Annotated in this window: 13 protein-coding genes and 2 pseudogenes; 7 read left to right on the forward strand and 8 right to left on the reverse strand. The window is 56.2% G+C overall.

All coding sequences use genetic code 11. The features are described from left to right. Window positions 1–57: 57 nt before the first annotated feature. Window positions 58–1,245: an efflux MFS transporter YdeE gene (ydeE, locus tag IP581_RS10690; protein WP_193822511.1), complete on the reverse strand. Its 1,188-nt coding sequence runs from the start codon at window positions 1,243–1,245 to the stop codon at window positions 58–60. A 193-nt stretch (window positions 1,246–1,438) separates the two neighbouring features. Between ydeE and eamA the strand changes: the two genes are divergently transcribed. After that, complete coding sequence (gene eamA / locus IP581_RS10695; RefSeq protein ID WP_193822512.1) at window positions 1,439–2,332, forward strand: O-acetylserine/cysteine exporter; 894 nt, start codon at window positions 1,439–1,441, stop codon at window positions 2,330–2,332. Window positions 2,333–2,369: 37 nt separating this feature from the next. Here eamA and marB read toward each other — a convergent pair whose 3' ends face one another. From marB to marR, 3 genes are read right to left on the reverse strand one after another with little or no spacing between them, the layout of a single operon-like run. Beyond that, on the reverse strand, window positions 2,370–2,585 hold the full coding sequence (gene marB / locus IP581_RS10700; RefSeq protein ID WP_086869204.1) for a multiple antibiotic resistance protein MarB: 216 nt from the start codon (window positions 2,583–2,585) through the stop codon (window positions 2,370–2,372). Window positions 2,586–2,623: 38 nt separating this feature from the next. Continuing rightward, a complete protein-coding gene (gene marA, locus IP581_RS10705) occupies window positions 2,624–3,004 on the reverse strand; it encodes an MDR efflux pump AcrAB transcriptional activator MarA (protein WP_016496173.1) in 381 nt (126 codons plus the stop codon). 21 nt (window positions 3,005–3,025) lie between these two features. After that, entirely contained in the window at window positions 3,026–3,460 is a 435-nt protein-coding gene (gene marR / locus IP581_RS10710) for a multiple antibiotic resistance transcriptional regulator MarR (protein ID WP_016496172.1), read from the reverse strand. A gap of 241 nt (window positions 3,461–3,701) precedes the next feature. Here marR and IP581_RS10715 point away from each other — a divergent pair, with 241 nt between their 5' ends. Beyond that, entirely contained in the window at window positions 3,702–4,376 is a 675-nt protein-coding gene (locus IP581_RS10715; protein WP_097400897.1) for a MarC family NAAT transporter, read from the forward strand. Next, window positions 4,376–5,530 (forward strand): alpha/beta hydrolase, encoded by a 1,155-nt coding sequence (locus tag IP581_RS10720; protein ID WP_193822513.1) that lies wholly within the window; start codon window positions 4,376–4,378, stop codon window positions 5,528–5,530. Before IP581_RS10715 ends, IP581_RS10720 begins: the two co-directional genes overlap by 1 nt. Before the next feature lie 6 nt (window positions 5,531–5,536). On the opposite strand, the gene IP581_RS10725 is transcribed toward IP581_RS10720, so the two are convergent. Next, a complete protein-coding gene (locus IP581_RS10725) occupies window positions 5,537–6,739 on the reverse strand; it encodes a sugar transporter (protein ID WP_193822514.1) in 1,203 nt (400 codons plus the stop codon). Between the two features lie 173 nt (window positions 6,740–6,912). On the opposite strand from IP581_RS10725, the gene IP581_RS10730 reads away from it, so the two are divergent. Beyond that, window positions 6,913–7,704 (forward strand): PhzF family phenazine biosynthesis protein, encoded by a 792-nt coding sequence (locus IP581_RS10730; protein WP_193822515.1) that lies wholly within the window; start codon window positions 6,913–6,915, stop codon window positions 7,702–7,704. Window positions 7,705–7,756: 52 nt separating this feature from the next. Here the strand turns inward: IP581_RS10730 and IP581_RS23895 are convergent. Next, a pseudogene (locus tag IP581_RS23895) lies at window positions 7,757–7,882 on the reverse strand (SDR family oxidoreductase); the annotation flags it as partial. Here IP581_RS23895 and IP581_RS10735 point away from each other — a divergent pair. Beyond that, a pseudogene (locus IP581_RS10735) lies at window positions 7,878–8,219 on the forward strand (DeoR/GlpR transcriptional regulator); the annotation flags it as partial. The pseudogenes IP581_RS23895 and IP581_RS10735 overlap by 5 nt on opposite strands. Window positions 8,220–8,228: 9 nt before the next feature. Here IP581_RS10735 and IP581_RS10740 read toward each other — a convergent pair. Next, window positions 8,229–9,173 carry an L-lactate dehydrogenase gene (locus tag IP581_RS10740; protein ID WP_086869193.1) on the reverse strand — a complete coding sequence of 315 codons (945 nt, stop codon included), beginning with the start codon at window positions 9,171–9,173 and terminating at the stop codon, window positions 8,229–8,231. Window positions 9,174–9,323: 150 nt separating this feature from the next. Here IP581_RS10740 and IP581_RS10745 point away from each other — a divergent pair, with 150 nt between their 5' ends. Continuing rightward, window positions 9,324–9,803 (forward strand): GNAT family N-acetyltransferase, encoded by a 480-nt coding sequence (locus tag IP581_RS10745; RefSeq protein WP_193822516.1) that lies wholly within the window; start codon window positions 9,324–9,326, stop codon window positions 9,801–9,803. On the opposite strand, the gene ptrR is transcribed toward IP581_RS10745, so the two are convergent. Next, window positions 9,757–10,635, reverse strand: a complete 879-nt coding sequence (ptrR, locus tag IP581_RS10750) for a putrescine utilization regulator PtrR (RefSeq protein WP_193822517.1) — start codon at window positions 10,633–10,635, stop codon at window positions 9,757–9,759. The genes IP581_RS10745 and ptrR overlap by 47 nt on opposite strands. A gap of 104 nt (window positions 10,636–10,739) precedes the next feature. Between ptrR and sad the strand changes: the two genes are divergently transcribed. Then, entirely contained in the window at window positions 10,740–12,128 is a 1,389-nt protein-coding gene (gene sad / locus IP581_RS10755) for a succinate-semialdehyde dehydrogenase (protein ID WP_193822518.1), read from the forward strand. Window positions 12,129–12,207: the final 79 nt, after the last annotated feature.

Genomic DNA, 12,207 nt, shown 5'->3' on the forward strand with positions numbered 1-12,207 from the left:
GCTTTTATCCCTGAATGAACACACCCTCCTTTGGAGGTGTTCAGCAACCGGTTTTTACTATTGCGCCTGCAAGCTGCCCATGGGGCGGGCCTGCATGCCTTTGAGCATCATCAGCCAGGCCACAATGATGGTCACCATCAGGATGACAAACAGCGACGCCGCAGGCAGCGTGGTCAGGATAACCCCGGTGAGTAACGGGTTCATGGCCGCGCCCAGCCAGCCCAGCGCCTGCGCGGAGAAGTAAGTCGCTTTCATTCCCGGCGGGGCGATGTTATCGATCAACATATATTCGCCAGGGGCGTAGATCACTTCTCCCAGCGTAAACACCGCGGCGGAAAGCCCCCAAAACCACAAGTTATCGCCGGATAACATAAAACCGATAAGGCCGATAACGAAACTAAAGGTGCCAATTGCCATTGCCGGGCGCAGGTTGGAGGCGGTGAGTTTACGGCCAACCGCATACTGCAAGGTGACCACAATCGCGGCGTTGACCGGTAGCACCACGGCCACCACGCGCTCTGCGAACTCGCTGCTGGTCACCGTCATCACATATTGTGAGAGGCAGGAAGCAAAAGAGCCGGCGACAAACGACGCGAGAAAGTTCGATAAGGTAAACCAGCCGAGCGCTTTATCTTTCAGCAACACGGAAGGATCCCACGCCACAGGGCTGTCGGAACTTTCGCTAACCGCGACGCGGCGAACAAACAGCTGAATAAACACCAGCGGAAAGGCCGCACAGATTGCCGCCAGCCAGAACGGCAAGTTAATGCTCTGCATGACCAGCAGCGTGCCGAGCGGCGGGCCGACGGTCCAGCCGACATTCAGTACGGTGTAGTTAAGGGAGAAAATTTTCGCTTTCGCCGTCGGCGCGAGTGTGTCGGCAAAGTAAGCCTTCAGCACGGTGGAAAACACCGAATAAGCGCAGTTAATCAGGGCAAAAAACAGCACTACCAGCCCGGCATGATGCGATAGCGGAATGGCGGCAAAACCGGCAATAAAGGCGACAATCGCCAGCAGCATATAGCGCTTTTTATCGAACTTATCCGCCAGCATGCCGAAGCCGAGGCTGAACACCACGCCAATCGTGAGCGCAATAGACATGGCGTAACCGACCTGGTCGACCGCCATCCCGTACTGGCGATTCAGGTAGATGGTCATAAACGGCAGCGTGGCGCCGCGTCCAATGGTTAATAAAAGTGAAGACGCCAGTAAAGCGGCGGTGGAGCGTGTTTGCCTGGTGGTCATGTTCCTTCCCGACATGCTGTTGTTATATTTTTTTGTGATGTATACAGCTTTAACATGCATAAAGTGTGATGTACAACCGCAGTTTTGTCGGGAAATGCCCAAACTGACCTACCTGAATTAATGATCTGTCGCTGTACAATTTTTTGCGTTAACGTAAATTTTTTACAAAAGTTTAAAAAACAAAGGGCGAAGAATGACGCGTAAAGATGTCCTGCTGGCGATGCTGGTAGTTGTAGCGTGGGGGCTGAATTTTGTGGTGATTAAAGTGGGTCTGCACAATATGCCGCCATTGATGCTGGCCGGGTTACGCTTTGTGCTGGTGGCTTTTCCGGCCATTCTGTTCGTTGCTCGCCCCAAAGTGCCGCTGCGTTTGTTGTTGGGTTACGGCCTGACGATCAGTTTCGGGCAGTTCGCTTTTCTGTTTTGCGCAATCAAGTTTGGCATGCCCGCAGGGCTGGCGTCGCTGGTGTTACAGGCGCAGGCGTTTTTCACCATTATTCTCGGCGCCGGCGTGTTTGGCGAACGGTTACAGTTAAAACAACTGGTTGGCATTACGCTTGCGGTGCTGGGCGTGCTGGTGCTGATTGAATCCAGCCTGAACGGCCAGCATGTTCCGCTGCTGGGGTTCCTGTTGACGCTGGCGGGCGCGTTTAGCTGGGCCTGCGGCAATATCTTCAATAAAAAAATCATGCAGCACAGCTCGCGCCCGGCGATCATGTCGCTGGTGGTATGGAGCGCGCTGATCCCGATTGTGCCGTTTATGGTCGCCTCGCTGGTTTTCGATGGCCCGGCGCTGATGCTGCAAAGTGTGGTCAGTATTGATTTAACCACGCTGCTGTCGCTGGTCTATCTGGCGTTTATCGCCACCATTCTGGGATATGGCATCTGGGGCACGCTGCTGGGTCGCTACGAAACCTGGCGTGTGGCGCCGCTGTCGCTGCTGGTGCCGGTGGTCGGCATGGCGAGTGCCGCGTTACTGCTGGGTGAGACGCTCTCCGCGTTACAACTGGTCGGAGCCGTGCTGGTGATGGCGGGGCTGTATATCAATGTGTTTGGTTTTCGTCTGCGGCGCCTGGCGCGGGCATAAGCATAAAAAAAGCCCCGCAGGATGCGGGGCAAGACGTTTAGCTGCGCTGATGGTAATACGGCACACCTAACGCGTCGGATTTGTCGCTACCCACGCCCATATGGTTAAAATCAAAAGGCGATGTTTGCTGGGCGGTGGGTAAAATCATCACGTCACGGTTGTTCTGCTGTGCGGGATGATTAACTTGCTCCGCATAACTCTGGCCGGATAACAGCACCATCAGGGTGACAGCGGCACAGGCGATACGTTTCATACTTTCCTCGATACGTCTTTTTACTGCAGGCGATTAAATTAACAAGCGTGATTCAGCGGGAACAGATACCGGGACTCTGCCGGAATATCTGTCACGCGGAATTTATGCGGCGGCACGTCGAAATAGTTCTTAAACGTGCGCGTTAAGGTTTGTTGCGATTCAAACCCGTAACGCTCTGCCAGATACAGGATCGGCTCATTACTTCCCTTGAGCTTTTGCGCAATTTCCGTCAGCTTGCGGCTGCGAATGTACTGGCCCAGCGAATGACCAGTCTCTTTTTTAAACATCCGTTGCAGGTGCCACTTGGAGTAACCAGAACGCTCTGACACTTTTTCCAGCGACAGCGGCGATTCCAGGTTGTCCTCGATCCAGTCCAAAATGCTATGAATAGTGATAGCGTCAGTATTGCGTCTGGACATCGTCATACCTCTTTGTTTTTTTTACGGCAAAATTTTCTTGAGTAAATACTCAAGGGTTGCCACTTCTTCTGTCGTTAAGTTTTTGGTTAATTCCTGGTGCAGGTTATGCCCTACTAATTGATGACATTGCTCGCACAGCGCCGCGCCTTCGGCGGTTAACCGCACCAGCACGCCGCGCTTGTCATTCGGATTCGGGTTACGTTCGATCCAGCCTTTGCACACCAGTCTGTCCAGCATGCGGGTCAGGGCGCCGAGATCGACGGAAAGCACTTTTTTCAGTTCTACCGGGGTGATACACACTTCGCAGCGGATAGAGCAGAGCACCTTAAACTGGGTGGCGGTGATATCCAGCGGCGACAGGTAGTCGTTGAGTAAACGATCTTTTTTCTGGTTAACCATGTGGATCAAGCGGCCTAAAGGAATGATGTCGTTAAATAGATCATTCGTGCTTTTCACAATGGTTGCCCCGGCAAGTAGATTAGTCACGGCAGATATTATTGCTCAGGCAAATATAAGTCAACCGAATGAATCCACGATGCCACTATTTGCTAAAACGTTTCATGTCAGGAAAAAAATCCATTCGTAACGCACTGAAAGTAATCATTTAATCAGGACGCGGGCTGCGGGCGGGCATGCCATTGCCGCCGCGTTATGGCTATACTGGCGGGGTTTTGACCTTGCAAGGAGTGACCATCAGATGCTGGAACTTTTTAAAGCCATTGGCCTTGGGCTGGTGGTGTTGCTACCGCTGGCTAATCCGCTAACCACCGTGGCGCTGTTTTTAGGGCTGGCGGGGAATATGAATAGCGCCCAGCGTAACCAGCAGGCGCGGATGGCCTCGATCTACGTCTTCATTATTATGATGGTGGCGTACTATGCCGGTCAGGTGGTGATGAACACCTTCGGTATCTCCATTCCTGGGTTGCGCATTGCCGGTGGGTTGATCGTGGCTTTTATTGGTTTTCGCATGCTGTTCCCGGCGCAAAAAGCGCATCAGGCGCCAGAAGTAAAAACCAAGTCAGAAGAGCTGGAAGAGGAGCCCGGCGCCAATATCGCCTTTGTGCCGCTGGCCATGCCGAGTACCGCCGGGCCAGGCACCATCGCCATGATCATCAGTTCCGCCTCGACCATTCGCCACGGCGCCGAGTTTCCCGAGTGGGTCATCACCGTTGCACCAACGCTGATTTTCGCCATTGTGGCGCTGATATTATGGGTAAGCCTGCGCAGCTCCGGGGCAATCATGCGGCTGGTGGGCAAGGGCGGTATAGAAGCCATTTCGCGGCTGATGGGCTTTCTGCTGGTCTGTATGGGCGTGCAATTTATCATCAATGGCGTGCTGGAAATTATCACCACTTTTCATGCCGGAGCCTGATGCGCAAATTTTTCTCCTGCCTGGTCGTGGCGCTGGTGGCGCTAACCGGCTGTCAGCAACGCCCCGGCGAACAACCGCCGCTGGCGCAAAAAAGCTTTGCTGAATATCAACAGCAAACGCGCGATTTTGTTGCCGCGCACCGGGCGTTTCAGACGCTGGATAAAGCGAGCGAGCTGCGGCTCAACACGCCGCAGGAGTGGCGTCCGGCGCAGCACGCGCGCAAAGGCATTTTGCTGATCCACGGCCTGGGCGACGGGCCAGGATCGTTTGTGGATATTGCCCCCGAACTGGCAAAACAGGGCTTTCTGGTGCGCACCGTGTTGTTACCCGGTCACGGTACGCGGCCAGCGGATCTGCTGGATGTCGATGTTTCTCAGTGGCGGCAAGTGGTGCGCGAGCAGGCTGATATTCTGGCTAAAGACGTTGATTCCCTGTGGTTCGGCGGTTTTTCGACTGGCGGGAATCTGGCGCTGGAATATGCGATGGCGCATGACAACGTGCAAGGGCTGTTGCTGTTTTCTCCGGCGTTCAAATCCAGCACCGGTTACGATTTTCTCGCCCCGACGGTAGCACTGTTTCGCGACTGGTTGCGCCCGCCGAGCGCCGTTTTCCCGCAGCAAATCGCCACTCGCTACTTACGTGTACCGACCAACGGTTTCGCCCAGTTCTGGCGCACCAGCGCCAGTGCGCAGCGGTTGCTGGCGCGTAAACCGTGGACCAAACCGGCGCTGCTGGTATTAACCTCGCACGATTCGGCGCTCAACACTCGCTGGATCCTTGATCAATTCGATCGCCGCTTCACCCACCCGGCCAGCCGCGTGATTTGGTACGGCACTCCACCGCCGGAAGCGGCAAAAATGCCCCGCTTACGGGTGAAGACGGATTATCTGCCGCAGGATCGCATCAGCCAGTTTTCCCATATGTCGGTGCTCTTTTCGCCCCGTAATCCGCTGTACGGACGCAAAGGCAGCGTGTTGCTCTGTGCGAATGGTCAATCTGAAGAGGCGGCAAAACGCTGTCTGGCGGGGGAAGAGGTGTGGTATTCAGACTGGGGGTTAGTCGAGGCGAACAAAATTCATGCTCGCCTGACGTGGAACCCGTGGTTTGACTGGCAAACCACGGTGATGGATGAGGTTATCTCTGGCGCGCAATAACCACGTTTAAACGTGGCTGGCGTGAGTTTGCTCTTCCAGTTTCACCGGCCAGCGGCGGAAAATCACCACCGCCCACACCAATGCGGCAATCGCCGGGATCGCTCCGGCGTAACCGATGACGTTCATCGACCAGTGCAGGCTTATCTGGTTGCCGACCAGCGCACCCGCGCCGATACCAATGTTAAAAATTCCGGAAAACAGCGACATCGCCACATCGGTAGCATCCGGGGCCAGCGCCAGCACTTTGACCTGCATGCCCAGGCCGATAATCATAATCGCGATGCCCCATACCACGCTCAGCACCGTCAGATGCATTTCGCTTCCGGAAGCGGGCAGCATCATCACCAGCGAAATCACCAGCAGACCAATTGCGCTGCACACCAGGCCAGAGGCGTGCTGATTCCCCAGCTTGCCAAACAGCACACTGCCGATAATCCCGGCCCCGCCAAGCACTAACAGCAGCAGGGTGGCGAAATTGGCGCTAAAGCCCGCCACATTTTGCACGAACGGCTCAATGTAGCTGTAAGCCGTGTAATGCGCGGTTACCACTATCACGGTGAGCAAATAGATGCACATCAGCGCCGGGCGACGGAACAGCACCGGCAGGCTTTTCAGCGAACCTGAATGTTCGCTCGGCAGCGCCGGCAGCAATTTCACCAGGCACACCAGCGTGACCAGCGCGCCCATACCGATGGTGAAAAAGGTGGTACGCCAGCCGAAATATTGTCCGACAATACGACCGATCGGCAGCCCGAGCACCATTGCCAGTGCGGTGCCGGTGGCGATCAGACTCAATGCCTGCGCACGTTTCCCGGCAGGTGCCAGGCGAATAGCCAGCGAGGCGGTAATCGACCAGAAAATCGCGTGGGCGAAGGCAATGCCGATGCGGCTAATTACCAGTACCTCAAAACTCCAGGCGAGAAACGACAACACATGGCTGGCGATAAACAGCACAAAGAGCGCAATCAATAATTTACGGCGCTCAATCTGGCTGGTCAGCAGCATAAAGGGCAGTGACATTAGCGCCACAACCCAGGCATAGATGGTCAGCATGATCCCCACCTGCGCGGTTTCCATGTCGAAGCTCTGGGCGATATCCGACAGCAAACCCACAGGCACGAATTCGGTGGTGTTGAAAATAAAGGCGGCGACAGCAAGCGTCACTACCCGCAGCCACGCGACTTTTCGTGAAACGGTATTCGTAGTCATAAGGGTATTTTGGGGTTGGTTGGCGAAAAGAAGAGGTCACGATCTTACTGCCTTTGCTGGCGAAAATACAAACATTTTGTGATGTAGATCTCATTTTCTATTCGTGTGAAAAATACCAGTTGCAACGTTTCCGAATAGCGCTCAAAAACAGAAGACAAAAAAGAGGAAATGCTATGCAAACCATCGATTTCTATATGGTCGACGCCTTCAGCGACCGCACGTTTGGCGGTAATGCCGCCGCCGTCTGCCCCCTGACCGAATGGTTAGCGGATGATGTCTTGCTTCGCATGGCGCAGCAGCATAACCAGTCCGAAACCGCCTTCTTCGTGCGTAACGACAGCGGTTTTGAGCTGCGCTGGTTCACCACGCAAGCTGAGATCAATCTCTGCGGCCACGCGACGCTCGCCGCCGCGCATGTGATCTTTGAATATCTCGATTACCCGGATACCGAAATCCTCTTCACTACCCGCTTTGTGGGTGATCTCAAAGTGAGTCGCAACGGCGACTGGCTGACGCTGGATTTTCCGGCCTGGGCGACGGAAACGGTAAGTCAGGTTCCGGCGCTGCTGATGAAAGCGCTGGGTATTGAATGCGCCAAAGAAGTGCGCGTGGCGCGGGATTATCTGGTGGTGCTGGAAAACCAGGCGCAGGTAGAAGCCTTAACGCCGGATATCGCGGCAATGAAACCGCTTGGCAAGATGGTCTGCGTAACCGCGCCCGGCGAGAATGTCGATTTTGTCAGCCGCTTCTTCTGCCCTGGCGAAGCGGTGGCGGAAGATCCGGTGACCGGTTCGGCGCACAGCATGTTGATTCCGTACTGGGGCGAAAAACTGGGTAAAAACAGCCTGCAGGCGCGGCAGGTTTCCGCGCGCGGCGGGGATTTACGCTGTGAATGGCGCGGCGATCGCGTTCTGATTGGCGGCCAGGCAACGCTCTATTTGCTGGGCAAAGTGTTCTTGCGCTAAAAACCGCCAGGCCTGTAACGCCGGGTGGGTTTCTTCCTGCATAGCGCAGACATCACTTCAGCGACGCACCGCCGCAAATCATCCGCTCCTGCCCGGTGATAGCGGCGGCCTCCGGCGAGAAAACAAAATTCACCCGCGCCGCCACTTCCTGTGGCGTAATTAAACGGCCAACCGGCGGGCGCATTGATGATCCCAGCCAGTCCTGCATCGGTGAGCACGGGCGTAAACTGCTGCAAAATATCTGGCCGGATCTGGCATTTGTCAGCTGTAACGGTTGGGATTTGCAGTGCGGCATCACCGCGCCGACCGAGGAGAAAGCGGCGCTGAAACACGATTTGATCGTGAACGCCAGACGCCGGGTGGTGCTGGCGAACAGCAGTAAATAGGGTGCGCGGTCGCTATTTAACGTGGCGGATCCCGATTCGCTGACCGATATCATTACCGATACGCAGCGTAGCCCCGGGATCCGTCAGCAGCTTGCCACTTTGCCAGGCCGGTTAACCTTTGCCGGTTAACGGTGTCAGTCAGGGCAAGCGGGCAATATTCGCTTTGATAACGTCTGCGGAGTGGTTGAATTTCGCCACTTCGTCACCTTCCAGTTGCAGTTCAATAATCTGTTGAACACCGTTTTGCGCCAGCACGGCCGGTACGCCAATCGCCACATCGCTGACGCCATATTCCCCGTCCAGAATGCAGGAGATCGCCAGCGCGCGGTGGCTGCCGGTAAAGATATTGCGGCAGATCTCGGCGATGGTGCCGGCAATGCCGTACTCCGTACAACCTTTACGGGCGTAAATCTCAAAGCCGTGGCGGCGCACTTTGTCCGCCAGCGCGTCGACATCCAGCCGCTGACCGGTTTTGCGCCGGTAAACATCGGCAATCGGCGAACCGTACACGGACGAGTGCGACCACACCGGAAACTGGGTGTCGCCATGCTCGCCAAGGATAAACGCATCGATACTTTGCGCGCCAATATCCAGCGTCTGTGCCAGCGCGCGGCGCAAGCGGGTGGTATCCAGCCAGACGCCGGTGCCAATCACCTGGTTGCGCGGAAGCCCGGAAAGTTTCCACACCTGCCAGGTGATGATGTCACACGGGTTGGTCGCCACCAGGAAAATGCCGTTAAAACCGTTTGCCATCATGGACGGCACAATGTTTTTAACGATCCGCGCGGTGTTGGTCAGCTCATCAAGACGTGTTTGTCCCGGTTTTAACGCGCCGCCGGAAACGGTGATCACCGCAATATCCACATCTGCGCAATCTTCTACCGGGCGGGTGGAAATGACCATCATACCGGGCATATACGCGGCGGCATCGGCCAGATCCTGGGCGTGGCCTTCCACCCGTTGCTGGTCTAGATCCACAAGAATCAACTCTTCACAAATGTTCTGGTTCAGCAGGGCATAAGCAGCAGATGCGCCGACATTGCCTGTGCCGATAATCATCACTTTCCGGGCTTTGGTGTTCATGAATATTCCATTTTCTGCATCGTATGTTGCGTAAGGTACAACCTCTGTTCTCAGGAGCGCAATCTCAGCAGGCATAGCTATAGGTTATTCATATGACATAGGTAGCAAATTCTTGTTTATTTTTAACAGGCTAATAACAAGGAGCCCGCTATGTACCGCATTGTTGATGCCACGGCTACGCAACCGGATCTGATTGCGTTAATTGCCGCCCTGGACGCCTACCAGAGCGCACTTTACCCGGCAGAGAGTAACCATCTGCTTGATCTCGCGGCATTACCCGCCGAAACGCTGATTTTGCGCAAAATTGTGCATCACGATGAGGCTGTCGGTTGCGGCGCGGTGGTGCTCAATCGCGACGGCAGCGGCGAGATGAAACGGGTGTTTATCGATCCCCGCCATCGCGGCCAGCGGCTGGGGGAAAAATTGCTGGCGGCGCTGGAGCAGGCGGCCGCCCGGAAATCGTGTCATACCTTGCGGCTGGAAACCGGCATTGAACAGCATGCCGCGGTGAAACTGTATCAGCGCTGCGGGTATCAAATTTGTGAGGCTTTCGCACCGTACAGTGTCGATCCGCTGAGTATTTTTATGCACAAGGCGCTGGTTGTGGATCGGTATTCAGCAGAGCAATAAACGCCTCCAGATGGCGGGTTTTCGCGCCGCGCCGCCACACCAGCCAGGTGGTGAGCCAGCGCCAGTTCTCCGCCAGCGGCCAGGCTTGCACCTGGTGATGACCGGGCATGCTTTCCAGCATGCTGCGCGGGATCAGCGCCAGACCCGCCCCGGCAATCACGCAGGCCAGCATGCCGTGATAAGACTCCATCTCGTGAATTTTACCGGGCGTGGCGCGATCGGCGTGAAACCAGCTTTCAAAATGGCGGCGGTAGGAACAATTGGCACGGAACGCGTAAATGCTGGCGCCATTCACCTGCGCCGCACGAGTAATTACCTCATGACCGACAGGCGCGACGATCATCATCTCTTCGCGGTAAACCGGAATGCCTTCCAGACCGGGGTGCATAATCGGGCCGTCAACAAACGCCGCGCTTAGCCGCCCCTCCAGCACGCCATCGATCATGGTGCCGGAAGGGCCGGTGGCGAGATCGAACTGAATACGCGGATAGCGCTGGTTGTACTGTGCCAGCGTCGCCGGAATACGCACCGCGGCGGTACTTTCCAGCGCGCCGAGCGAGAACAACCCTTGCGGTTCGTCACCGGCGACCACCATGCGTGCTTCATCGACCAGGGCGAGGATCTGCTGGCTGTAGCGCAAAAAACTGTGCCCGGCGGGAGAGAGGCGCAGGCGCTGGTTTTCGCGGATAAACAGATCCACGCCGAGATCGGACTCCAGCTGGCGAATGCGCGTCGTCAGGTTTGACGGCACGCGGTGCACTTTTTGCGCCGCCTGGGTAATGCTGCCGGTCTGCGCCACGGCGTTAAACATCTCAAGCTGGGTTAAGTCCATGCCATTCTCTCTTTGTGAACAGAGTGGTTAATATTATTCAGTTTTCAGAAATAGCAAATTGCGCCATCCTTGCGCAAGTCCTGAACACATTTAGCGGAGTATTTATGCCTGTTTCCTCAACGACGCACGCGCTTTCCATCAACCCGGCCACCGGTGAAACCCTGCGCGCAACCCCGTGGGCCAGCCGTGAAGAGGTTGATACGGCAATTGAACTGGCGGCCAGCGGTTATCGTCAGTGGCGGCTGTTGGCCGTCAACGAACGCGCACAAACGTTACGTCGCCTTGGCGATGCTCTGCGCAAACGCGGGGAAGCGATGGCGCAGATGATTTGCCAGGAGATGGGCAAACCGATTTTGCAGGCGCGCGCGGAAGTGAATAAATCTGCCGCGCTGTGTGACTGGTACGCGGATCATGGTCCGGCGATGCTGGCAAGCGAACCGACACAGGTTGAGCAGCAGCGTGCCACCATTGAGTACCGCCCGCTGGGGCCGATTCTGGCGGTGATGCCATGGAACTTCCCACTCTGGCAGGTGCTGCGCGGTGCGGTGCCGATCCTGCTGGCGGGCAATAGTTATCTGCTAAAACATGCGCCAAACGTGCTCGGTTGCGCGGCGTTAATGGGCGAGATCTTCGCTGACGCTGGCGTCCCGCAAGGCGTTTTTGGTTGGGTGAACGCCACCAATGACGGCGTGAGCCAGGCGATTAACGATCCGCGCATCGCCGCCATTACCGTCACCGGCAGTGTTCGCGCGGGGGCGGCAATCGGCGCACAGGCCGGGGCGGCGCTGAAAAAATGCGTCCTTGAGCTGGGTGGTTCCGATCCCTTTATTGTGCTCAACGATGCGGATCTTGATCTGGCGGTAAAAGCTGCTGTCGCAGGGCGTTACCAGAATACCGGACAGGTCTGCGCCGCCGCGAAACGCTTTATCGTTGAAGAGGGCATTGCCCAGGCTTTTACCGAGAAATTTGTGGCTGCCGCCGCCGCGTTAAAACAGGGCGCGCCGGACGAAGAAGAGAATTATCTCGGGCCGATGGCGCGCTTTGATCTGCGTGACGAACTGCATGCGCAGGTCGAAGCCAGCATCAACGAGGGGGCAACGTTGCTGCTCGGCGGTGAGAAACTCCCGGGCGAGGGGAATTACTACCCGGCCACCGTACTGAGTGGTGTGACACCAGAGATGACGGCATTTCGCCAGGAGCTGTTTGGCCCGGTGGCGGCTATCGCGACTGCACGTAATGCACAGCATGCGCTGGCGATGGCGAACAACAGTGATTTCGGTTTGTCGGCTACCGTCTTTACCGCCGATCCTGCGCAGGCGCAACATTTTGCCGAACAGCTTGAGTGCGGTGGCGTGTTTATCAACGGTTATAGCGCCAGCGACGCCCGCGTGGCCTTTGGTGGCGTGAAAAAGAGTGGTTTTGGCCGCGAGCTTTCACACTTCGGTCTGCATGAGTTTTGCAATATCCAGACGGTGTGGAAAGATCGTCTGTAAGCTAAACGCGCCCCGGCGGGGCGCGTCACGGCTGGCTGTCATGGACCTGTCATGATCCTTTTGTAGACTCACGGCAACT

It is taken from the genome of Kosakonia pseudosacchari, assembly GCF_015167415.1.
In the GTDB taxonomy this organism is placed as follows: Bacteria; Pseudomonadota; Gammaproteobacteria; order Enterobacterales; family Enterobacteriaceae; genus Kosakonia; species Kosakonia pseudosacchari.

Coding starts and splice junctions, on each gene's coding strand:
- ydeE (WP_193822511.1), bottom strand. CDS start 1,245: ATGACCACCAGGCAAACACGCTCCACCGCCGCTTTACTGGCGTCTTCA.
- IP581_RS10715 (WP_097400897.1), top strand. CDS start 3,702: ATGCTGGAACTTTTTAAAGCCATTGGCCTTGGGCTGGTGGTGTTGCTA.
- ptrR (WP_193822517.1), bottom strand. CDS start 10,635: ATGGACTTAACCCAGCTTGAGATGTTTAACGCCGTGGCGCAGACCGGC.
- eamA (WP_193822512.1), top strand. CDS start 1,439: ATGACGCGTAAAGATGTCCTGCTGGCGATGCTGGTAGTTGTAGCGTGG.
- IP581_RS10725 (WP_193822514.1), bottom strand. CDS start 6,739: ATGACTACGAATACCGTTTCACGAAAAGTCGCGTGGCTGCGGGTAGTG.
- marB (WP_086869204.1), bottom strand. CDS start 2,585: ATGAAACGTATCGCCTGTGCCGCTGTCACCCTGATGGTGCTGTTATCC.
- IP581_RS10740 (WP_086869193.1), bottom strand. CDS start 9,173: ATGAACACCAAAGCCCGGAAAGTGATGATTATCGGCACAGGCAATGTC.
- IP581_RS10720 (WP_193822513.1), top strand. CDS start 4,376: ATGCGCAAATTTTTCTCCTGCCTGGTCGTGGCGCTGGTGGCGCTAACC.
- sad (WP_193822518.1), top strand. CDS start 10,740: ATGCCTGTTTCCTCAACGACGCACGCGCTTTCCATCAACCCGGCCACC.
- IP581_RS10730 (WP_193822515.1), top strand. CDS start 6,913: ATGCAAACCATCGATTTCTATATGGTCGACGCCTTCAGCGACCGCACG.
- marA (WP_016496173.1), bottom strand. CDS start 3,004: ATGTCCAGACGCAATACTGACGCTATCACTATTCATAGCATTTTGGAC.
- IP581_RS10745 (WP_193822516.1), top strand. CDS start 9,324: ATGTACCGCATTGTTGATGCCACGGCTACGCAACCGGATCTGATTGCG.